The organism is Hyphomicrobium zavarzinii ATCC 27496, assembly GCF_000383415.1.
Taxonomy (GTDB): Bacteria; Pseudomonadota; Alphaproteobacteria; order Rhizobiales; family Hyphomicrobiaceae; genus Hyphomicrobium_C; species Hyphomicrobium_C zavarzinii.
The window spans coordinates 17356-39289 of the sequence record NZ_KB911255.1 but is presented as its reverse complement, the minus strand read 5'-3'; the positions used below and the strand labels follow the sequence as shown (position 1 = coordinate 39289).

Here is a 21934-nt window from a genome sequence, read left to right as displayed (position 1 = left end):
CACCGCACGTTCGGTGCCCGCGCGGAGAGCAGCCCGCCGTCCTGTCGTGATCGTATTAAACAATGCGATCACGCTCTAGCACCGCTCGCGTTTTTGCATTTATACTCACAATCAGTCGACCTCTTTGATGGGGCTGAAAATGTTCGCTCGAGCCGCAGCGAAGCCCATGGGCCTCGGCCTCATCGCGGCAGTCTTTCTAAGTTTAACCTTGGTGACGGTGAGTGAGCGCGCGAAGGCTGGCGAGGCCTTCGATACGTCCGCCATCGAGGCGAGCGTCGTTCGCGTCATCGTTCCGCAAAGCCAGCCGGACAGCTTCAGCCTCGGCACCGGCTGGATCGTCAGCGGCCGCCGCGTGGTGATCACCAACAATCATGTGGTCGAAGGCGGCACAGCCTTTCACCTCGGCGTTCTGGTCGACGGCAAGCCGCAGGTCATCGAGGCCAAGCTGCTGCGCCGCTCTCCCGAAAAAGACCTCGCCGTTCTGGAAGCGGTGAGAGACCTGCCCGGCAAAGCCCTCCCGCTTGCGGGCTACGAGACCAGGGCCACCACACGCGTCATCGCCATCGGCTTCCCCGGAACTGCCGACCTCGCGCTGTTCTCCGATCGCAGCACCGGAGAAATGAAGGCCGTGCGTTTCGGCCTGGAGGACGAGGATTTTTATCGCCCCACCTGGACCGAGGGCGTCGCCTCCCGCAATCTCAGCTATTTCCGCAGCATCGACGGCCCAGCGCTCCAGCATTCCGCGGCCATCAACCAGGGCAACAGCGGCGGCCCCTTGATCGATAGCTGCGGCCGCGTGCTCGGCGTCAACACCATTCGCGCTGTCGAGAACGATCCGCAGGGCGTGTTCTACGCCATCCATCCGAAAGAGATCACCCGCTTCCTCGAGGTCGCGAGCTTCTCGCCCACCATCGTCTCGAGCACCTGCACCATCACCGGCTCGTCGAGCGCCCTCGTCTTCCCGATGTTCTTCGCAAGCCTGCTGCTGGCCGCCGCTTCGCTCTGGGTTGCATACCGCCGTCAGGTTCCGGTCGTGGTGAAACCGCTCACCGCCGTGGCCGACCGCGTGAGCCGCGTCGCCGCTGGCGCCGGTTTCGGCGCGATCGGCCATGCCAACCGCGACGCCGGAAAGAAGGTCTCGCCACCTCCGAAGCGCGAGAAATCCATCACGCTCACGCCCAAGGCGGCAGGCCCCGAATTCGTCATCGACAAAGACAAGCTCGAAAAAGGCCAGTCTCTCGTCATCGGCCGATCGCGGAGCTGCGATGTCGTGCTCTCGCATGAAAGCGTGAGCCGCCGCCACGCGCGCATGTGGCTCGACAAATCCGGCGTGCTCTGGATCGAGGACCTGGGATCAAGCGCGGGGACTTACGTCGACGCCGAGCGCATCACGAAAGCAGCCGTGCCGCCGGGCAAGCATGTCCGTTTCGGCGCGGTCGGATACACGTTCCATCTGGGGCGAGATTTTTAGGCATTTTCCAACCGAGGCGGCCGGCCGCTCCTCATTTCAGGACGCTCAATGGAACACGAATACGCCCTTCCCATCGGCACGCTTCTCGCGGACGAATATCGCATCGACAGCATCCTGGGAGCCGGCGGTTTCGGCATCACCTATCGCGCGCATGACGTGAAGCTCGATATCGACGTGGCGATCAAAGAGTATTTCCCGCGCGATTTCGCGAGCCGCTCCAACACCGTCACCGTCCGCCCGCGCACCCGCAGCGAGGTCGAGCAATTCAAATGGGGCCTGTCGCAGTTCATCGACGAGGCGCGCCGCCTCGCCCGCCTGCAGCATCCCAACATCGTTCGCTGCATGCGCTACTTCGAAGGCAACGACACCGGCTACTTCGTCATGACCTTCGAGGAGGGCCGCACCCTCGAAACCTACTTCCCGAAGCCCCCGCAGCAGCGCGAGCTGGACGAGTTGCTGACGCCGCTTCTCAACGCGCTCGAAGCCCTGCACGCGACGGGCATCTATCATCGCGACATCTCGCCCGACAACATCCTCGTCCGTGACGACGGCAGCCCCGTGCTGATCGACTTCGGCGCGAGCCGCCAGGCCATGGCGCGGCGCACGCAAACCGTGGCCGCCATCGTGAAGCCCGGCTACTCGCCCATCGAGCAGTACGATCGCGAAACGCGCCAGCAGGGCGCCTGGTCGGACATCTATTCGCTTGGTGCCACCATCTACAGCGTCATCGCCGGCGGCCCGCCCCCCGATGCGCTTTCGCGCGTGCGCAACGATGCCTACGTCTCCGCCCGCCAAGCCGCGCGAGGCGCCTACCGAAGCGAGTTCCTCGATGCCGTGGACTGGGCGCTGGAGCCGGATCCCGACCGCCGCCCCGTCACCATCCGCGAATGGCGGCGTAAGCTGCTGCCGAATCCGTCCGGGCGCGCCGAGACCATGGCGACGCGGTTCGAGCCCGCAGGCGGCGCCAAGACGCTCGCCACGCGCTTCTTCGGCAAGAGTGAGAAGGCGGCCGATACGGCTCCCAAACAGCCGTCGAAGCTGCGCTGGCCCGACTACGTGCTGCGCGGCGCGGCTCTGGTGATGCTGGCCGTGTTCCTCGTCCGCATGTTCGACGGCGCCGAGAAGGAGAGCGCTGCGCCCCAACCCGCGGCACTCCTGGACGACGCGAGCGAACGCAACCTGCCCGCCTTGGCACAAAACCCCGAGGGCGTCTGGAACCGCGTGGAGCTTGTGATGCGCCGCCTCGGCCATCTGCGCGGCAGCGGCACGGCGTCGATCTCCGACATCCGCACCGCTCTCAAGAGCTATCAAGGCGCGATTGGCCAGCAAAAGACCGGCACGCTCAATCAGGACACGCTGAACCGCATCCTGGAGGAAGGCGTCGAGCTCGATCCCTACAGCGTCGCAGGCGCCGCCGTGGAGGGGCGCTGGTTCTTCGAGAAGAACCAGGAGGGCTGCCGCATCTCCACCGGTGCAACGCGCATCGAGGGACGTTCCATTCTCACCCAGCGCCCGGTGTTGGAGTTCGGCCGCAAGCGGAGCTATTCCGAGGACTCCTCGGGCGACACCTTCGACGTGGGTCTCTCCAAATCCGCGCTCTTCGACACCTCGAGTCCCGTGAGCCTCACCGCAGGCACCGATCACCAGATCCTCAAGTTCGACGGCGAGGACATCGTGATGGGCGACACGGCCGACGGCCATCCCTCGCGCGATGTCACGCGCACGCTCCGCTTCCATGAGGGTGAGGTGATCCTATCGGGAACCTCCGCCTATGGCGGCACGCTGAAGCTCTCCTACCCCACCAGCGGCTTCGAGAAGGCATTCCGCGCAATGGCGGCAGAATGCGGCGAAGGCATCCTCTACTGGATCGACGATTGGGGCGCCGTCGTCAGGGATTCGAACGCCATGCTCTGGCGCACGATGGCCTACGGCAGCGAGGAGGAAGCCAAGCAGCAGGCCATGGCGCTGTGCGTTGCCAAGTCCGAATCCGGAGGATGCGAGCAATATGCGTCCTTCAAGGAGCAGTGCTTCGCGCTTTCCGCGGGAGAGAAAAAGAAGGACGACTGGGCCTCGGGATGGGCGACCGACGCCGACGTGGAAGCCGCGAAAACCTTGTCGGCGGAGGACTGCGCGAAACAGGGCGGCAAGAACTGCGAGCTGATTCTCACCTTCTGCTCAGACGGCTCCAACGAGTACGCACCCTGAAAGCGGCCTCTGGAAATGCGAATCCGGACCGCTCCGGCGGCTGATGCAGCAAAAAGGCGTGTATTTACCATTCGGCAAGGCCCGCTCCCGCCAAATGGACGCGTGCGCCCATCGCCGCTTTGCATTTCCGGCAATTTCAGGCCATAGAGCCCCTTCGCTTGACTTGAATTGCGCAAACGCGCTCTGAGCGACGCCTGACGCGAGCCAAGATCATGATTCCGAAAATCGCCATTGTCGGCCGGCCCAACGTGGGCAAATCGACCCTGTTCAACCGCCTGACCGGCACCCGCGCCGCCCTCGTCTCCGACCTTCCCGGTCTCACGCGCGACCGCAAGGAAGGCGACACCACTCTCGGCGGCCACCCCATCAAGATCATCGACACCGCCGGTCTGGAGGTCGCCTCGCGCGGCTCCATCGCCGACCGCATGCGCCAGCAGACCGAGGCGGCGATCTCGCTTGCCGATCTCGTGCTGTTCGTCATCGACGCGCGCGACGGTGTGACCGCCACGGACGAGACCTTCGCCCGCACGGTCCGGTCATCCGGCCGTCCCGTTGTTCTCATCGCCAACAAGTGCGAGGGCCGCTCCTCCGACGAGGGATTTTACGAAGCCTTCAAGCTGGGCCTCGGCGAGCCTGTCGCCATCTCGGCGGAGCATGGCATGGGCCTCGGAGACCTCGAACGTGATGCCCTCGCCGCCCTCGGCCTCAAGCCGAAGATCAAGAAGCGCGGCGAGCACGATGAGGAAGAAGAGCCGGAGGAAGAGGAAAAAAAGAGGCCGCTGCGGGTCGCCATCGTCGGCCGCCCGAATGCCGGAAAATCCACGCTCGTCAACGCGCTCATCGGCGAGGACCGCATGATTACGGGCCCGGAGCCGGGCCTCACGCGCGACTCGGTCGCGAGCGACATCACCTGGAACGGCCAGGCGATCCGCCTGTTCGACACAGCCGGACTGCGTCGCAAGGCCAAGGTCACGGAGCTCGCCGAAAAGCTCGCCACCAGCGACACCGTCCGCGCGATCCGCTTCGCCGAGGTCGTCGTGCTTCTCATCGATCCCGAGCGCGGGCTCGAGCACCAGGACCTGAGCATCGGCGAGCTGGCGACCGAGGAAGGCCGCGCAATCGTGATCGCCGTCAACAAGTGGGACCTCGTCGAGGAGAAGCAGAAAGTTCTGAAGCAGCTCTTCGACAAGATCGCCATCGGCCTCGCACAGGTGCCGGGCGTCGCCGTCATCCCGATCTCGGCCGCGAGCGAGAAGGGCCTCGACAAGCTCCTGCGCGCCATCACCAACGCCGCAGAAATCTGGAACCGGCGCGTCCCCACGCCACAGCTCAACCGCTGGCTGGAGGAGGCCCTCGCACGCCATGCCCCGCCCGCGCCGTCAGGCCGCCGCCTCAAGATCCGCTACATGACGCAGCCGTCCACGCGCCCGCCCACGTTCGTCGCATTCTGTTCGCGGCCCGACGATCTGCCTAAGACCTATCAAAAATACCTGACCAATAGCCTCCGGGAGGCCTTTGATTTGCCAGGAGTTCCTATTCGCCTGAACCTGCGCGGCGGCGATAATCCGTTCGCCCCCAAACGCCGCCGATAGGCCGGTTCAACCTGATCAAAGGTTAATCAGAGACAGGCTGGTGCAGCACAACCGGGCAGGATAGTTTCGGGCTTGGATCGTGCCCGGCAATCGCATGTGAAAAAAGCAAAAGGGAACGCGTAGATGTTCAGAGAGTCCCACACTCAGTCCGCAGTGGCCGCGCTCGGCCGCGTGATGCGCATCGTTCCGGTCGCAGCAGCCGTGCTCGGCCTTCTGACGATCGAGGCCGCCGCCTACAGCAAGAAGGTCGAGAATTCCTGCCGGGGCGACTACCAAACCCACTGCCCCGCCTACAAGGAAGGCTCCGCTGCGCTGCGCAATTGCATGACGCTCGCCGGCAAGAGAGGAAACCTGAGCCCGACCTGCTTCAACGCGCTGGTCGATGCCGGCATGGTGCCGCGCAAGTATCGCAAGAAGTAGCAGCGGGAATGGGGGCCGGATTTTCCGGCCCTTTTTTATCGCAGCCCGAATCTTTGTCGGGGCCAAGAATCGCAGCGGGCGGGAGCACGACAGCGAACCCGAAGATGCTGCTGTGCTACACCGCCCGCACGGGCGTCACCCTTGATGGCGCCGCACCGGACCTCGACAGATAGGCGAGAGTGTTCCCCATATCAAGACCCCTCGATTGCCTTTTGTCGATTTGATTTCGAATGCGGAGGCGCGTGCGCATGCGTGCTTGATGCGCGTCAAGTTGCGCAAGCCGCGAAGCGGCCGGGCCTGCATTGAGTGCGGGCCTGCATCGGGATAGGAACGGTCTCAAGAAACGAGCCAAGAGAAGCGCGACGGCAATGGCGGATGCGGCTGAAGTTTTGTTCTACCACCTCGAGCGCGCGCCGCTCGAGCGTGTGCTGCCGTCTCTGCTCGAGCGCACGCTCGAGCGGGGTTGGCGCGCCGTTGTCCAATCCGGCAGCGCCGAGCGCCTCGAAGCGCTCGACCTCGCCCTCTGGACCTACAACGACGCGAGCTTCCTCCCGCACGGAACAGCACGCGATGGCGATCCGTCACGCCAGCCGATCTACCTCACCACCGGCGACGAGACGCCGAACGGCGCCGGCGTGCGCTTCCTCGTCGACGGCGCGGAGATGACGCACTTCGAAGGCTTCGTCCGCATCGTGTGCATCTTCGACGGACACGATGCGGAGGCGACCGGAAAGGCGCGCTCCCAATGGAAGGCAGCCCAGGCGGCCGGCTGCACCGTCACCTACTGGCGGCAATCGGAAAGCGGCCGCTGGGAGAAGCAGGGCTGACGCTCGCCCCCCGATCACGCATCGGATAGCTTCTTCGCTTCCTTGGTGAACGCCGCGCAGGAATCCGCGCAAGCCTTGCACACCTCGTGGTGCTCGGCGTGCTTGCGGCACGCCTTCTCGCAATCGGCGCAGATATCGCCACAGACCTTGACCAGCTCCTTGAGCCGGGTGGCTTGCAGCGAGGCAACCCGAACGACGGCCGTGCAGACAGGGCTCATGGCGAGAACGCTTTCGAGGCATTCGGCGAGCGACGTATCGCCCTTCGCGATCAAGCCGAGGCAGTGCGGCACGCACGCTTCGGCGCTGGCGACGCACTTCTGCGCAGCCTCGATCAGCGCCCTATGCTGCGAGGAGGCGTGCCCCTCGGCCCCGTGCATCTCCGCGTGATGCTCATGCCCCGCGTGAGGATCCTCCTGGGCGCTTGCGCCCGTCGCGGAAGCGAGCGCGCTTGCTGCGAGCACCGCCGCTCCACTCACTTGCAGCGCCTGGCGCCTGCTGAGCCCGGCCTGTGCCGTCGATGTTTCTACTGCCGTGATCATGCCCCGCCTCCTATTTTGGAATGGCTGCTGAGCATATTACTCCCGTTCAGCGTCGCAACCACCAAGTGATGTCCGCCGATCGGCCAGGAACTGACCGAGATCAAGCGTCATGTGATGGATGTGGTCCGGCAGCTCCGTCCACGTCTTCATCTTCTGCTGGAGGGGATGGTCGATGTAGCTCGAATGCACGAGCACCGTCGTCATGCCCAGCGCATGCGGCACCTCGAGGTTCATCGGCATATCCTCGAACATCGCCGCGCTGCCGGGCGCCACGCCATGGCGGCTGATCATCCGCTGGAACGCATCGGCCTCCGGCTTAGGAACGTAGTTGCACGCCTCGATATCGCAGATGTCCTCGAACAGATCGAGCACGCCGAGCTTCTCGGCCACCCGTTCCGCATGACGCCGCGAGCCGTTCGTGAAAATGAGACGGCGCCCCGGCAGGCTGGCGATCTCGGCGCGAAGCTCCGGCGCTTCGCTCACCACCGACAAATCGATGTCGTGCACATAGGCGAGGAACTCGCCCGGATCGAGCTTGTGCACGGCCATCAGCCCCGCGAGCGTCGTGCCGAACTGCCGGTAGTAGGCCTTCTGCAGATGCCGCGCGTGGACGTAGGGAACGCCGAGATAATGCGCGATGAACTCGCCCATGCGGTGGTCCACCTGCGCGAACAGGTTGCATTCCGCCGGATAGAGCGTGTTGTCGAGATCGAAGATCCAGACATCGGTGTTCGCGAACGAGCGCCGCTCGGCTCCGGCTCGCGGGGCAAGGATCTTCGGCCGCCCGTCGGGGCCGCCCGATTGCTCAGGAGTGTCCGTGCCGTGCGCCACGCCTAGGCCTTCTTCACCTTTGGCTTGCGCCGCCCGACCAGCGTGCCCGCGCCGTGATCCGTGAGAAGCTCGAGCAGCACGCTGTGGGGGACCTTGCCGTTGATGATGACGACCGCCTCGACACCCGCTTCCACGACTTCGATGCAGCCCTCGATCTTGGGAATCATGCCGCCGGTGATGGTGCCGTTGCGGATCAGGTCCTGCGCCTCGTCGATGGCGAGATCGGCGATCAGCTTGCCTTCCTTGTCGAGAACGCCCTCGACATCCGTCAGCAGCAGCAAGCGCTTCGCCTTGAGGCGAGCGGCCAGCGCCGAAGCGAACGTGTCGGCGTTGATGTTCAGGGTCTCGCCCTGCGGCGAAATACCGATCGGCGCGATGACGGGAATGAGATCCGACTTCGAGATCACGTCCACGATATGCGGATTGACCTGCAGCGGATCGCCCACATAACCGATATCGACATCCTTCATCTCGTTGCTGGTCGGATCGGCCATCTGCGTGATCTTGCGCGCGATCATCAGGTTGGCGTCTTTGCCGCAGATGCCGACGGCCTTGCCGCCCTGCCGGTTGATGGCCGACACGATGTCCTTGTTGATGCGCCCCGCCAGCACCATCTCGACCACCTCGACGGTGGGCTTGTCGGTGACGCGCAGGCCGTTCACGAACTCGGAGGTGATGTCGAGCTTCTTCAGCATGGTGGCGATCTGCGGCCCGCCGCCGTGCACCACGATCGGGTTCACGCCCGACTGCTTGAGATAGACGATGTCCTTGGCGAAGGCATCCGACAGGGCTTGGTCGCCCATGGCGTGGCCGCCGAATTTGACGACGACCGTCTCCTCGTCATAGCGGAGCATATTGGGCAGCGCCTCCGCCAGGATGCGCGCCTGAACGTGGGCCGAGACCTCTTTCGGATTGAAGCTGTCCTGCACGGTGCCCGGAGTGTCGCTCGCCTTCGCCATGTGTCTCTGTTCGATCCCTGCTACTGCCGCGTACAGAAAACAGCGGGATGGGAGCTTTTCAACGAAAAGCGGAAATCCCCTGGACGGCAGCCCCGGTCACAGGTCCGCCACGGCGAGCACATATACCGTGTGGATAGCCGTCCTCAATGGAATTCCCACACCTTCGCGCGCCAAGATTACGCGTTGAGTTCTGGGGAATTGAGGTCCAACCTTGCCCGCGTCTGCATCATAACGTCATATCCCGAATGATAGATTCGATCCGTTGGGGGCTCCGGCGGCCAGGCCTGGGACTTGGTGCCCGCAAACCGCGCTCGCCCTGGGAGAGGAAGCCGCAATGACGACGATGATCGTCGACGATCTCGGCAGAATTCCCATGTCGCCGTACCTCACGGCCACCCTGACGCGCGCCGCCGACTACGCCACCGCACAGTCCCACCGGGAGGTCACGCTCGAGCACCTGCTTCTGGCGCTCGCCGAGGATCCCGAAGCCACTGTCGTCCTCAAATCCTCCAACATCGATCTCGCCCGCCTGACGGCCGAAGTCTCGGATTTTCTGGGCCGTTCCGACGACCGGGTCGACCTGGAGAGCGGCCAGGCAATCGCCATCTCCGCCGATTTGCGCCGGATTCTGGAGGCCGCAGCCGCGGCCGCCCGCCAAGGCCGCCGCCGCGAGATCAACGGCGCCATCGTGCTGGCCGCCATCGTGGGCGACGGCAAGAGCACGGCCGCCAATCTGCTCCGCGTGCAGGGACTGACGTTCGAGGAAGCGATTCGGGCGCTCCAGCGCGCCACGGCCCCGCCGCCGCAGCCCGCACCGGCACCCGTTCCGCCGCCGCCTCCGGTCGCCCACCAGCCGCCGCCCAGCCGTCCTCCGCCCGCAGAGGTGCGCGAAACGCCGCCTCAGCCCGATTTTTCGCGCCCCGCGACCACCGAGGAAATTCTTGCCTCGGCCCGCGAGCGCCTACAGAGCCGCTCTCCCCAGCAACTCCCTGTCGAGCCTCCCGCGCAGGCGCCGCCGCCCGCGCTGCCACGGGCCAACTATCCCGATCTCGGAGGCCCGCCGTCGCGGCATGCGCCGCCTCAGCCGGCCCCCGCCGCCCGCGAGCTCGAACCCGAGCATCCGATCTCTGAGGGCCGCCCGGCCTACCACCACCCCGATCCCGGGGCCGATGACATTCCGGCCTATATCCGCAGGCGCCAGCCCGCGGAGGAGCGATTCGAGGAGCATCACGAGCCGGTGCTTCCGCACGCGCCGGCTCCGTCCGCCTCGCACTATCCGGCACCGCCTCCGGCACCCCCGCACGTAGCCCGCGCTCCCGCCGAGCACGAGCCTCCGGCCCCGCCCTCGGACGCCGCCGCGAGCGCGCGCTGGCGCCCATCGCAGACCGAGGCTCCGCGCACCGCGCCACCTCAAACCGAGCGCCGGCGCGTGGCGGGCTCCGGCCCCTTCGTAGGCTCCTGGCCGTTGATCGAGGCCGGCCAGCTGGTCGAGAACATTCCGCGCCGCATGCGCGTCGGCGTGCCTGTCGTCGTCGAAGCCCGTATCGCACGCGCCGACGTGAAGGCCCTCGCCGAGGGACTGCAGGGCGGCGGCGCAGCCTTCCGTCATGAGGTCGTGATCACCAAGGCCATGTCGGTGAGGCTCAGGGCTCCGGAAGGCGGCTTCTCCATCGAGAACCGGTCACCCGAGACGCAATGGATCGAGAACGTCCTCGGTCTCGGCAGCGACGACTTCGCAAGCTGGCGCTGGACCGTGACACCGCGCTCGCGCGGACGCCGCCAGCTCCAGCTCATCGTCTCGGCCCGCACCGTCGGCGCGGACGGCGTGACGGCGGAGACCGCTTTGCCCGACCAGCTCGTCGACGTGAAGGTGGCCATCAACTACGGCCGCACGCTCGGACGCTGGGCAGGCTGGATCGGAGCCGCGATTGTCGGCGGCCTTCTCGCCAAGTTCGGCGAGACCGGCTACGTGATCCTGAAGCTCCTCGCCGCGAAGTACCTCGGCGTCTAGAGCGTGCGATCTTAGAGGCTTGGATCACGGCTCTAGGTTTTGCCCGCGCATTGTCTTGCGGCGAACGCACCTTCACTTCGCCGGAAAATGCTCAAGACACCGCGCAATGTGGACGACCCGTCGTCCCTTCGAGGATCGCGCTCCACGCGTGTCCGGACACCGCCCCCGTCGGGTAATGCGTCAACCAGGCTGTCGGCGTGCCAGACAATAGGAGGTCATCCCGGCGAAGGCCGGGATCCAGTCACGTCTGTTGAGAGCGAGCGGCCTCATCCTTGTCAGCGGCGTCGGCGTTACGGCGTCCGTGCCGCACGAAGCCGGCGACCGCTAGAACGGCGCAGCTTCCTTCTTGAATGCCCCCGACACATCTCCCGAAAGCGCGCTGTTGTCCGGATCGAGCGCCATGACCGGTGCTCCCGGCGCAAGATCGAACTTCGCAAGATCCGCCCAGATTACGTTGGGGCTCGTGGTCAGCTCGAAGAAGTAGCGCTTGCCGGTGAGATTGAGCGCGGTGCGATACTCCGTATTGTAGATCCCGAACCCCTTGTACGGCGCACCGAACGGCACCGACACGTTTCGGATGATTGCGAGAATGCCGGCAATGGCCTCCTGCTCCGACTTGGGGTCCGGCAACAGCGCCGAGTAATAGGCCGCGCGCTGGAAGCGATCGCGAGGATTGACGTTGCCAGGCAGCGGCATCTCGCTTGTCGGCTTCGAGAAATCCAGTTCCGCAAGCAGCGCGAGCTGCTCGTCGTAAGGCGGATCGTTGGTCATGATGCGATAGTCGCGACCGTGATGGATCACGGGCTTGCCGCCGATGTACTCGACGATCGCCGAATCCCCGCCCGCATCCTCGAGCGCGAGGTGAACCGTAGCCTTGTGGCCGCGCGCTTCCGCCATCACCACCTGCACCTTATCGAGCGCGGCAAGCGCCTCCTCGACGGTCGCGGCGTTGTCGAGGACGTACTGCGCCCAGAGCCCCGCATGCAGGCCGGGCATTCCGGCATCGCGCGCGCCGAAATCCGTGGCCGTCAAAAACAGAAGATGCGCGCCGAGCCCCTTCTCGTTCAGCCCATCCACTGAGCCGATACCGTAGATCGTGGTGACGATGCTGCCGTACTTGGATGTCCACTTGGCCGGGTTCTCGGCAATGATGGTCTCGGGGCCGAGCCGCCCGCCGTCGCGCGCCATCCCGCGCGGAAAGACCGTAAGCTTGGGCTCGGTGCTCTCCGGCCAATCCATCGAGCGGCCGGTTACGACAGCGAGCTTGTTGTCGTTCCAGAGCACGCGCGTACAGGCTTCTGCCATATCGAAGAGAGAGACGGAGAGCGCCGTCACCATCACCCCGGTGATGAGCGGCAAACGCATGCTGAGTTGCATCGCGACCTCGTGCGAGAGGGGGCCAAACTGAAACAGTCCGGCTCGGACTATGGGCGATTTGCCGTCGGCAACAATCGCGACACGCGATGCTGATTAATAACGTCTTCCTTTGGAGGACCGCGAGAGCTCAGTCCCGAAGGATCGCGGCCAGCGTTGCCCGAAGCTCTGGAAGGCCCCAGCCCTTCTCGGACGAGGTGGCGAGCACGATCGGAAACGCCGCCGGATGCGACGAGAGCTCCTTCTCCGTCGCCGCCTTGATGGCCGCGAGCGCAGGAACGTTGATCTTGTCCCCCTTCGTCAGCACCACCTGATAGGGAACCGCCGTCGTATCGAGCATCTCCATGATCTCGCGATCGGGCGGCTTGATGCCGTGGCGGCTGTCGATCAGCAGGAACACGCGGCGCAGCGTCGAGCGGCCGCTGAGGTAGGAGCGAACGAGAGCCGTCCACGTCTCCACCTTGTCCTTGGGCGCCTTGGCGAACCCGTAGCCTGGCATGTCGATGAGATAGAGCGGATCTTCGTCGGGCACGAAGAAGTTGAGCTCCTGCGTGCGCCCCGGCGTGTTGGAGGTGCGCGCAAGCCCGCTCTTGCGCACCATCGCGTTGATGAGGCTCGACTTGCCCACGTTGGAGCGCCCGGCAAAGGCAACCTCCAGCCAGCCGTCGTCCGGCAGCCCGTCGAGCGCCACGACGCCTTTCACAAAGCGCCAGGGCCGGGAGACCAAGCGTTCCCCCGCCGCGATGTCCTCGGGCGTGAAGAGCGCCGCATCGGTCATCCTGAGATCACCCCTTCGACTCGCTCTTTCGCCCGAACAATCGCCCTATTGGCGCGAACGTGCGCTTGAGATTGTCCACCAGATGAACGTCCGCACCCTGCTTGTGGGAGATGTACCACTGCTGAGCGATGGACAGGATGTTGTTCCAGGCCCAGTAGATCACGAGGCCAGCCGGGAACGCGGCGAGCAGGAACGTGAACAGCAGCGGCATGAACGAGAAGATCTGCTGCTGGATCGGGTCCGGCTGCGGCGGGTTGAGCTGCATCTGGAACCACATCGTGATGCCCATGATGATCGGCCACACGCCGATATGCAGGAACTCCGGCACCACGAACGGCAACAGCCCGAACAGGTTGAAGATCGACGTCGGGTCAGCCGCCGAGAGATCGCGGATCCAGCCGAAGAAGGGCGCATGGCGCATGTCGATCGAGACGAACAGCACCTTGTAGAGCGCGAAGAACACCGGGATCTGCACCAGGATCGGCAGACAGCCCGCCAGCGGATTGATCTTTTCCTTCTGGTAGAGAGCCATCAGCTCCTGCTGCTGCTTGGCCTTGTCGTCCTTATAGCGCTCACGAAGCTGCTCCATCTGCGGCTGGAGCTTCTTCATCTTCGCCATGCTCTCGTAGCTCTTGTTAGCGAGCGGGAAGAACAAGCCCTTCACGATCACCGTGACCGCGAGGATTGCGAGACCGAAGTTGCCGAGGATGCCGTACAGCCAGTCGATCAGATAGTAGAGCGGCTTGGTGATGAAGTAGAACCAGCCCCAGTCCACAAGCAGCTCGAACTTCTCGATGCCGAGCGACGTCTCGTAGTCCTCGATGAGCTTGACCTGCTTGGCACCCGCGTAGAGGCGGTTCTCGGTCTTCTGCGTGGCACCGGCCGCAACGACGATGCCGCCGAGGCTATAATCGGTCCAGAACACATCAGGTGAGAGGCCCTTCTTCGGCTGCCCGCGGAAGCTCGCCGCATACGTCGCCTTCTGATCGGGAATGAGCGTCGCCGCCCAGTACTTGTCGGTGATGCCGAGCCAGCCGCCCGTCTTGCCGTCGAACGTCTTGGCGCCCCCGTCCTCGAGAACCTTGGCGTAGGCGATCTCCTGCAGGCCCGCGTCTCCCGGAACGCCGATCAGACCCTCGTGGAGCACGGCGTAGCCCGACGTGTGCGGCAGGCCGAAGCGGTAAAGGCGGCCGTAAGGCGTGAGAACGATGTCGCCGGAGGTGGTGTTCTGCACCTCGTCCGTGACGGTGATCATGTAGTGCTCGTCGATCGCGAGCGTCCGAACGAACTTGAGACCCTGCCCGTTGTCCCAGGTCAGTTTGACCGGCGTGGACGGGGTGAGCTTGGCGTTGGGCTCGGCCTGCCAGACCGTCTCGCTGTCAGGAACAGCCGTCTGCGAGCGGCCGGCGGCCTGCCAGCCGAACTCGGCGAAGTAGGCGTTCGGCGCGCCGAGCGGAGAGAACAGCACGACGTTCGGGCTCTTCGGATCGACCGTCTCGCGATAGTTGGCGAGCACGAGGTCGTCGACGAGGCCACCCTTGAGCGAAATCGAACCCGTGAGCGACGGCGTCTCGATCGGCACACGCTGGGTCTTCGCCAGCACTTCCGGGCGGGTGCCGACCGGCGCGGCCGACAATGACGTCCCGCTTGGCTGCGCGCCGGGAAGCGTCGCGCCGGGCGTTGCCGGTGCGGTCGCCGCGGCGGGATTTTCACCGGCGGCCTTAGCGGCCTCCTGCTGCGCGACCTTCTCGCGCTGCGCCTTTTCCTGCTGAGCCTTCATCTGCGGCCCGGCGTAGAAGAACTGCCAGCCGAGCATCACCGCCACCGAGAGAACGACGGCGATGAGAAGGTTCTTTTGATCGTCGGGGCGCTGGCTCATGAAGACCTCGGATATCGCGGTGCCGCCCTGAACGCCGGCGGGCGGCGGCCCGCAAATTTCAGACTGGCTCTCTTACAACCCTGGTAACGCCTATGGATATGGGCGATTTGAGCGCGGTGCGGATTAACCCCATTTGAGTGTGTCCGCAAACGTGGGAACCCGCAGCCGGCAAGACACCGGTCAGCCGGCACCCCCTAAGGGGTTTTTGCCTTTCTGCGGCGCTGCCGCAGGGTGATGCACGCGATGGAGAGCCCGTTCAAGGTCTTTCTTGATATCGGCGAACTCACGGTCGAGCGCCGCCAGCCGGGCGACCAGCACGTAGTCGTGCTCCTTGTGGGCGAGCTTGGGCGCCACCAGCGCAACGGCCGCCTTGAGGCGCCTACGAATACGATTGCGCACCACCGCGCCTCCGAGCTTCTTCGTGACCGTGAAGCCGAAGCGTGCGGCGCCGAAAGGCATCAACTCACTCGGCCCTTGGGACTGTGTTCCTTGGGATTTGGGCGCACGAGAACCCGCCCGCTCACGGGGGCGTGTTTCCAGAACGAAAGAGGGCGTCGCAAACCGCGCGCCCCCTCTAAGTCTCAGAAATTCCGCTCGTTTCTTGAGCGTCTCAAGCGCCACGACGAAGCCTCCAGCCCTGCGGGCCCTGCCGCGTCGCGAACAGTCTGGGCGCTAGGCCGACAGGCGCTTGCGGCCCTTGGCGCGGCGGCGGGCGATGACCTTGACGCCACCGGCCGTCTGCATGCGGGCGCGGAAACCGTGGCGGCGCTTGCGAACGAGCTTGCTCGGTTGATAGGTCCGTTTCACGGGTCTTACTCCAGTAGATCGATGCGAACAGCCGCAGCACGGCGAAAAGCGCCATCCAATGCTGAGCGTGATGGGATTGAGGGGCTTATAAGTTGCACGGGGCTAGAAGTCAATTGACGCCGTGGCCCTCCCGATACGATCGGCGCCTCCGGACAGGCGGCACAAAAGCGGCCCACGCCTTGCTGCCGCAACCAGCAGGATAGGCCTCAGAGCGGCCGCACGTTTTCGATAACTCCTTGCAAACCCGCACAAGACCAGGGAATCCTCCCAAACACCGTTAATGCCGCCGCACCACCTCCCGGGACCTGCGCCAGCCCATCTGGCTGGCAAGCTTCCAAAGAGCGCCGATTTGTGCCCCCGTCGCGAGGGCTTTCTGGAGCATCACAATGTCTCAACCGAGATCCGGGGCCCTGCCCGCACAGAGCGCCGAGACCCCATCCGGCGAGAGCTCCGTCGTCCTCGCCGGCGAGCCGCTCGCGACCGACATTTGCGTGATCGGCGCGGGCTCGGGCGGGCTTGCGGTGGCAACGGCCGCCGCAGCATTCGGACGTAAGGTGGTGCTCGTCGAGAAGAACAAGATGGGCGGCGGCGGCCTCAACGTCGGCAGCATCCCCTCGAAGGCGCTTCTCGCCACCGCGAAACGCGCCCACGCCATGCGCACCGCCGCACCCTTCGGCATCGCATCCGTGGAGCCGCAGATCGACTACCGCGCCGTGCAGCAGCATGTCCGCAATGTCATCTCGGCCATCGCGCCACAGGATTCCGTCGAGCGCTTCACCGGCCTCGGCGTGCGCGTCATCCTGGGCGCCGCCCGCTTCCTCGACAAGCGCACCGTGCTCGCCGGAGACTATCGCATCACCGCGCGCCGCTTCGTCATCGCCACCGGGTCCTCACCAGACGTGCCGCCGATCCCGGGCCTCGAAAGAACGCCCTATCTCACCAACGAGACGATTTTCGAAGCCGACCGCAAGCTGCCTCACCTGATCGTCATCGGCGGCGGCCCCATCGGCCTCGAGCTCGCTCAGGCTCACCTGCGCCTCGGCAGCCGCGTCACGGTGCTGGAAGCCGCTCGCGCCCTCGGGCGTGATGACCCCGAAGCCGTCGCCGTCGCACTCTCGGCCTTGCGCGCGGAAGGAATCGACATCCGCGAGGGTGCCAAGGTCGAACGCGTGGAGAGCATGGCTGGCTTCGTGCGCGTCTACGTCTCCACCTTGAACGGCATCGAGACGGTGGACGGCTCACACCTCCTCATCGCGACCGGGCGCACGCCCAACCTGTCGGATCTCAACCTCCCCGCCGCCGGCATCAAGTTCGGAAAGCAGGGGATCTCCGTCAATCGCGGGCTCAGGACATCCAACCGTCGCGTCTATGCCATCGGCGACGTGGCCGGCGGCCCCCACTTCAGCCACGTGTCGAGCTACCAGGCCGAGATCGTGCTACGCCGCGCCCTGTTCTGGCAGCCGGCCAAGGTCGACACCACGATCCTCCCCTGGATCACCTTCACCGATCCCGAGCTGGCCCACGTCGGCTTGACCGAGGACCAGGCCCGCGCCGCCAAGCACAAGCTCAACGTGCTCCGCGCCTCCTTCGCCGAGAACGACCGGGCCCAGGCCGAAGGCGAAACAACCGGCCATATCAAGGTCGTCACCAACGCCGAAGGGCGCGTGCTCGGCGCCACCATCGTCGGACCCAATGCCAGCGAGCTGATCCAGATCTGGGCCCTCGCCGTGGCCCAGCGCCTCCACATCAAGGCGCTGGCGAGCTATGTCGCCCCCTATCCAACGCTGGGCGAGATCGGACGCCAGGCCGCGCTCCGCCACTACGCCACCCTGCCGTCCAAGACGAAGGTCCGTAAGCTCATCGATTTTCTTGCCAAGCTTGGTTAGCGGGGGTTATCGCACCATATTCCTGGGATCGGGATGATAAGCGCCTCTCCCCTTGACCATGTCCCGAGAACTCGGCTCGTAAGGATACCCGCCGTGGGTGACATAGGCAGCGCGAAGTGCCAGAATCGCTTCCGAGCCTCATCTCGCGGAGGCGCAAGGGCTGGGAGGGGCTGCCGGCGTAACTGTCCTCAAGCCGAAGCGTGACCGGGGGCCGAATGGGTGAGCATGCCCCTCGATATGAACGAGCGTGTGATCGAAACGACGGAAAAACACTCCTTTGCCGTCTGGCCGTGGCTGCGCGAGCGCGCTTCCGCGATCCGGCGCGGCTGGCTTCGCATCGGCTTGCCCGCGAAGCTGCTGCTGCTCACGGCCGTGTTCGTCATGCTCGCGGAAATCCTGATCTTCCTACCCTCCATCGCCAATTACCGCATCAGCTGGCTGAATGACCGGCTGACCGCCGCCAACGTGGCCGCTCTCGCCGCCGAAGCCGTGCCGGGACGCAACGTGCCACCCGCTCTGCGGAACGAGCTGGTCCGCACGGCTCTCGTTCGCGCCGTCGCCATTCGCCGGGGCGGCGCGCGCCGCTTGGTCCTGCCGCCCGTCTCCGAGATCTCGATCGACGAGCATTTCGATCTGCGCCAGCCTCCCGGCCTCACAGTCGGCCAGGATCTCGCGCTCCGCGCCGCGCAGATCAAGGACGCCATCGACGTGTTCCTGGCCCCCGACGACCGCGTCATCCGCATCGTCGGTCTGCTGGGTCCCCGCTTCGACGACGTGATCGAGGTCGTGCTGCCGGAGGAGCCGCTGAAGCGCGCGATGGTCCGCTACGGCATGAACATCGTCTATCTCTCGATCATGATCTCACTGATCACGGCGGCGCTGGTGTACTTCGCCATCAGCGCGCTGCTCGTGCGCCCGATGATGCGCATCTCCCGCAACATGCTGCGTTTCGGCGAGAACCCCGAGGACGCGAGCCGCATCATCACGCCTTCGGGCCGCGCCGACGAGATCGGCACCGCCGAGCGCGAGCTCGCTCACATGCAGCGCCAGCTCACGCAGGCTCTCATCCAGAAGAACCGGCTCGCTCAGCTCGGCCTCGCCGTCAGCAAGATCAGCCACGATTTGCGCAACATGCTCGCCAACGCACAGCTCATCTCCGATCGCCTGACGGCCATCCCCGATCCCACCGTGCAGCAGTTCGCACCGAAGCTGATCGCCTCGCTCGATCGCGCCATCAACTTCTGCAACTCCTCGCTCCGCTTCGGCCGCGCCGAGGAGGCCGAGCCACGCCGCGAGCTGATGCGTCTGAAGCCGTTGCTGGAAGAGGTGGCGGAAGGCTTGGGCCTCCCGCGCGAAGGAAAGATCGCCTGGACGCTCGACCTCGACGACCAGCTTCTGATCGACGCCGATCACGAACATCTTTTCCGCGTCTTGAGCAACCTGACGCGCAACGCCGTGCAGGCCATCGAGAGCCAGGGCGATGCCAAGTCCGGCGAGATCCGCGTCAAGGCCTGGCGGGATGGCCGCAAGGTCTTCATCGAGATGTCCGACAACGGTCCCGGCGTGCCGAAGCACGCCCGCGAGAACCTGTTCCGTGCCTTCCAGGCTTCCACCCGCAAGGACGGCTCCGGCCTCGGCCTCGCCATCGCCTCGGAGCTGGTGGGGGTGCACGGCGGCAAGCTCGAGCTTCTCGATACCGGCGCCGGCGCGACCTTCCTCATCGAGCTGCCGGACCGGAGCGTGCGCTGATCGTCTCACCCTCCCGGGCCGAGGCCACCTTGGAAGTGCATCCGCACCCGAACGGTCCCCTCGGGATTCGCCCATTTCTCTGAGGGAACGCAAAGCGACATCGAGCAGAAAGAAACGGAGGAATGACGAGCGCTTCTTGCCCCTCATCGCCCGAATATACGGGGTATCCAGAGGGGTTATCCCGAAAGCACCCCCGGCGTCACCGAAGACACTTGCACTTGACGGACAGGCACATTAGTAGTTGCCGCCTTGCCGGACCTCAGGCGGCGCCGTGGCGCTACTCGACGGTCCCAGCCGGTCCTCAACCGGCAACATCGGCAAAGACGCGCCCGTAGCTCAGCTGGATAGAGCACCAGACTACGAATCTGGGGGTCAGAGGTTCGAATCCTTTCGGGCGCGCCAACTCATCTTTTATCGTATCTGCGTCCTCTAATAGCCTGAAAGGCATTGCGGTTTTGATGTTCGAAAATCCGCTTGCCCGCGAATAGGCGACCCCCTCCAGGAACGCCAATCGCAGCACGATCCGGCGCAAGTGGAACTGGCCCGAAGTCCAAAGCTTCCAAGGGTTTGAGAGGAACCACAGCGCCAGTTCGAACAACTCCTCGAAGGCGTGTTGTGGCTTGCTCTGCTTCTCAAGCTTTTCCGTCAGTCCCAACTTCTGCGTTTCAAGCTCGGCGATCTTCGTCTCATACGCGCGGATCACAGCAGGCGTGTCGGCCGCAACGACGCGCGCCAGCATCTGATCGACCTGCTTGGAGAGGTCAGCCAGCATTGTCTTGATCTGCGCCTGCACAGCCTTGCCTTGTGCCACGCGCTGGTCCCATGCCTCCCGAAACATGGTGCGGGCAACCGTCGCGACATCCTCGCTCGGCTGCAAGCCGGAGATGATCCCATCGAACGCGCTCTCGAGTTTGTCGCGCGGAATCGACTTGCGGCAACTGGGACAGTCGCGGTTGTAGCAAAGGTAGTACGGATGCTTCTTGCCGCTGCTGCTCGTGGACCAGCACGCCGTCAGAGGCTCGCCGCAATCGCCGCACCGGACGAACCCGCGTAGCGGGAAGTCAAGCCCGGTCCGCTTCGTGACAGGCGCCCGTACGCGGCCGTGAAAGCGCTCTTGGATGCGCTCGTAGGTTTCAATGGAGATCAAAGGCTCATGATGCCCCTTGCGGCGAGAGACGTTCCATTTCATCGCCTCGACCAAGCCAGCGTAAACCGGGCGCGACAGCAGATCAGTGACGCGCTGGAACCGGATCGTCTCATCCTTGCAGTCCTTGGGATAGGCCGGCTGGCTCTCGAGGAAACGCTTCACCTCGCCCTGGGTCTCGAAGCGCCCTGACGCGAAGCCTTCAAGGGCTTCCTGAACAATCGACGCAATGGGCTCGTCGCGGACCAGCATGTTGCCGTGGCCATGCACGCGCTTGTAGCGATATCCCACCGGAGCCGCAAAGCACCAGTAGCCGTTCATGGTGCGCGCCCGCATTCGGTTGATGGTCTGCTCACCGTTCTTCTGGCGCTGGTGCTGCGAGACGCTGGCGAGAAGGTTCTCGACCAGGATGGAGTCGGAGTCCTCGCCGAACTCAATCGTCGGGCTCTTCAGGATGCCGCCGGCACTGCCGATCGCGGCACGCAATTTCAAGTGCGCCTCGATCCCGCGCGCAAGCCGCGAGATGTCGTCGATGATGACGACGATCCGCTCCTTGCCCTTCTTCGAGTGCTTACGCAGATACGCGAGCATCGCCTGCATGCCCGGGCGCGTGGCCAGGCTGCCGGTCATGTCATCCTGGAAGATCGTTACGACCTCGAGCCCTTTGTAGCGCGCATACTCGCGGCAACGGGTTTCCTGGGAGCCGAGACCATCGCCGCGCGTCGTCTGCTTGGCGCTCGACACACGGCAATAGATGACGGCCTTCGTGTTGGGTGGAAACTCCGGCTGGTGTGACGTCATCAGCTCTCCTTTCAAATGAGCCGCACAAGTCGTGACTACAGACTGTTAAGGGCAAATGCGCTTGGAGACGCTGCAGTCTACCACAGCCTCCGAAGCGCTCGCCAATCAATCGGGAGCATCCTTCGAGTCTTGATCGGCTGCCTTCGAAATCTGCTGCAGCGGATGAAGATCGAAGCCGAGATCGACGAAACTCACGACGATGTTCCACATCGCTTCGAGGAACACGACACGCTCCTCATCCGAAAGATCGAACTCGGCAAGCAACGCCTCATAGCGGGAGACGTCGAGCGTGAGCGGCGGATAGAACCTTTCATCCGCCGTGACGGGCGCTGGCCACTGAAAATCGTGATCGGGGATATCCGCCGCGGCCGATACAGTTTCGTCACTGGCCGCGTCAGACGACTCGCCATCTATCGCGTGTTGGCGAGTCTGATCTGATTTGCGCTGACTGCTGCTCTCGCTCATCCTCGTCGACGTGGTCGCGCCCCTCACACTTGTCGCAGTGGATGCGACGAGCATCGCGGAGCGGACCGCATATCTCAATGGGCAATGGCAGGCATACGCGGGAACCGCAAAGAACTTCCGGGATCGGCCCAGGCTCGCATCGCCGAACGAGATTTCGATTCTCCAGACTACTTTGTGCATCTCAAGCGACGCAGCC

General features: G+C 64.7%; 17 protein-coding genes, 1 tRNA gene and 1 pseudogene. 9 read left to right on the top strand and 10 right to left on the bottom strand.

The window, feature by feature from the left end; translation table 11 throughout:
* Nucleotides 1-139 precede the first annotated feature (139 nt).
* The 5 genes from F812_RS0100200 (at nt 140) to F812_RS0100180 (ending at nt 6515) form a co-directional block, all read left to right on the top strand.
* Nucleotides 140-1471 (top strand): trypsin-like peptidase domain-containing protein, encoded by a 1332-nt coding sequence (locus F812_RS0100200; RefSeq protein ID WP_198011111.1) that lies wholly within the window; start codon nt 140-142, stop codon nt 1469-1471.
* Nucleotides 1472-1519: 48 nt separating this feature from the next.
* On the top strand, nt 1520-3676 hold the full coding sequence (locus F812_RS25120; protein ID WP_051113732.1) for a protein kinase domain-containing protein: 2157 nt from the start codon (nt 1520-1522) through the stop codon (nt 3674-3676).
* 212 nt (nt 3677-3888) lie between these two features.
* The gene (gene der / locus F812_RS0100190) at nt 3889-5268 is read left to right on the top strand and encodes a ribosome biogenesis GTPase Der (protein ID WP_020083935.1); all 1380 of its coding nucleotides are present in this window, start codon (nt 3889-3891) and stop codon (nt 5266-5268) included.
* Between the two features lie 123 nt (nt 5269-5391).
* A complete protein-coding gene (locus F812_RS0100185) occupies nt 5392-5688 on the top strand; it encodes a hypothetical protein (RefSeq protein ID WP_020083934.1) in 297 nt (98 codons plus the stop codon).
* A gap of 368 nt (nt 5689-6056) precedes the next feature.
* Complete coding sequence (locus tag F812_RS0100180; RefSeq protein ID WP_020083933.1) at nt 6057-6515, top strand: DNA polymerase III subunit chi; 459 nt, start codon at nt 6057-6059, stop codon at nt 6513-6515.
* Nucleotides 6516-6529: 14 nt separating this feature from the next.
* On the opposite strand, the gene F812_RS0100175 is transcribed toward F812_RS0100180, so the two are convergent.
* Genes F812_RS0100175 through argB form a run of 3 tightly spaced genes read right to left on the bottom strand, consistent with a single transcriptional unit; the run spans nt 6530 to nt 8844 of the window.
* A complete protein-coding gene (locus F812_RS0100175; protein ID WP_020083932.1) occupies nt 6530-7054 on the bottom strand; it encodes a Csp1 family four helix bundle copper storage protein in 525 nt (174 codons plus the stop codon).
* A 36-nt stretch (nt 7055-7090) separates the two neighbouring features.
* Nucleotides 7091-7885: a pyrimidine 5'-nucleotidase gene (locus F812_RS0100170; RefSeq protein WP_020083931.1), complete on the bottom strand. Its 795-nt coding sequence runs from the start codon at nt 7883-7885 to the stop codon at nt 7091-7093.
* Nucleotides 7886-7887: 2 nt separating this feature from the next.
* Nucleotides 7888-8844: an acetylglutamate kinase gene (argB, locus tag F812_RS0100165; protein ID WP_020083930.1), complete on the bottom strand. Its 957-nt coding sequence runs from the start codon at nt 8842-8844 to the stop codon at nt 7888-7890.
* A 334-nt stretch (nt 8845-9178) separates the two neighbouring features.
* On the opposite strand from argB, the gene F812_RS0100160 reads away from it, so the two are divergent.
* Nucleotides 9179-10855: a Clp protease N-terminal domain-containing protein gene (locus F812_RS0100160; protein ID WP_026867724.1), complete on the top strand. Its 1677-nt coding sequence runs from the start codon at nt 9179-9181 to the stop codon at nt 10853-10855.
* 324 nt (nt 10856-11179) lie between these two features.
* On the opposite strand, the gene F812_RS0100150 is transcribed toward F812_RS0100160, so the two are convergent.
* From F812_RS0100150 to rpmH, 5 genes are all read right to left on the bottom strand, one after another.
* Complete coding sequence (locus F812_RS0100150; RefSeq protein WP_020083929.1) at nt 11180-12232, bottom strand: linear amide C-N hydrolase; 1053 nt, start codon at nt 12230-12232, stop codon at nt 11180-11182.
* A 127-nt stretch (nt 12233-12359) separates the two neighbouring features.
* On the bottom strand, nt 12360-13007 hold the full coding sequence (yihA, locus tag F812_RS0100145) for a ribosome biogenesis GTP-binding protein YihA/YsxC (RefSeq protein WP_020083928.1): 648 nt from the start codon (nt 13005-13007) through the stop codon (nt 12360-12362).
* A 7-nt stretch (nt 13008-13014) separates the two neighbouring features.
* A complete protein-coding gene (gene yidC / locus F812_RS0100140; protein WP_020083927.1) occupies nt 13015-14886 on the bottom strand; it encodes a membrane protein insertase YidC in 1872 nt (623 codons plus the stop codon).
* Nucleotides 14887-15066: 180 nt separating this feature from the next.
* Nucleotides 15067-15507 carry a ribonuclease P protein component gene (gene rnpA / locus F812_RS25845; RefSeq protein ID WP_083929011.1) on the bottom strand — a complete coding sequence of 147 codons (441 nt, stop codon included), beginning with the start codon at nt 15505-15507 and terminating at the stop codon, nt 15067-15069.
* Nucleotides 15508-15558: 51 nt separating this feature from the next.
* Nucleotides 15559-15693 carry a 50S ribosomal protein L34 gene (gene rpmH, locus F812_RS0100130; protein WP_020083925.1) on the bottom strand — a complete coding sequence of 45 codons (135 nt, stop codon included), beginning with the start codon at nt 15691-15693 and terminating at the stop codon, nt 15559-15561.
* A gap of 386 nt (nt 15694-16079) precedes the next feature.
* Here rpmH and F812_RS0100120 point away from each other — a divergent pair, with 386 nt between their 5' ends.
* The 3 genes from F812_RS0100120 (at nt 16080) to F812_RS0100110 (ending at nt 19730) form a co-directional block, all read left to right on the top strand.
* Complete coding sequence (locus F812_RS0100120; RefSeq protein WP_020083923.1) at nt 16080-17579, top strand: dihydrolipoyl dehydrogenase family protein; 1500 nt, start codon at nt 16080-16082, stop codon at nt 17577-17579.
* Nucleotides 17580-17804: 225 nt separating this feature from the next.
* Nucleotides 17805-19328, top strand: coding sequence for a sensor histidine kinase (locus tag F812_RS0100115; protein WP_020083922.1), 1524 nt, complete (start codon nt 17805-17807; stop codon nt 19326-19328).
* Nucleotides 19329-19653: 325 nt separating this feature from the next.
* A tRNA-Arg gene (locus tag F812_RS0100110) sits at nt 19654-19730 on the top strand.
* Between the two features lie 505 nt (nt 19731-20235).
* Here the strand turns inward: F812_RS0100110 and F812_RS27240 are convergent.
* Both F812_RS27240 and F812_RS0100090 read right to left on the bottom strand, forming a co-directional pair.
* Nucleotides 20236-21273: pseudogene (locus F812_RS27240) on the bottom strand (recombinase family protein); the annotation flags it as partial.
* 105 nt (nt 21274-21378) lie between these two features.
* The gene (locus tag F812_RS0100090; protein WP_020083921.1) at nt 21379-21738 is read right to left on the bottom strand and encodes a hypothetical protein; all 360 of its coding nucleotides are present in this window, start codon (nt 21736-21738) and stop codon (nt 21379-21381) included.
* Nucleotides 21739-21934 lie beyond the last annotated feature (196 nt).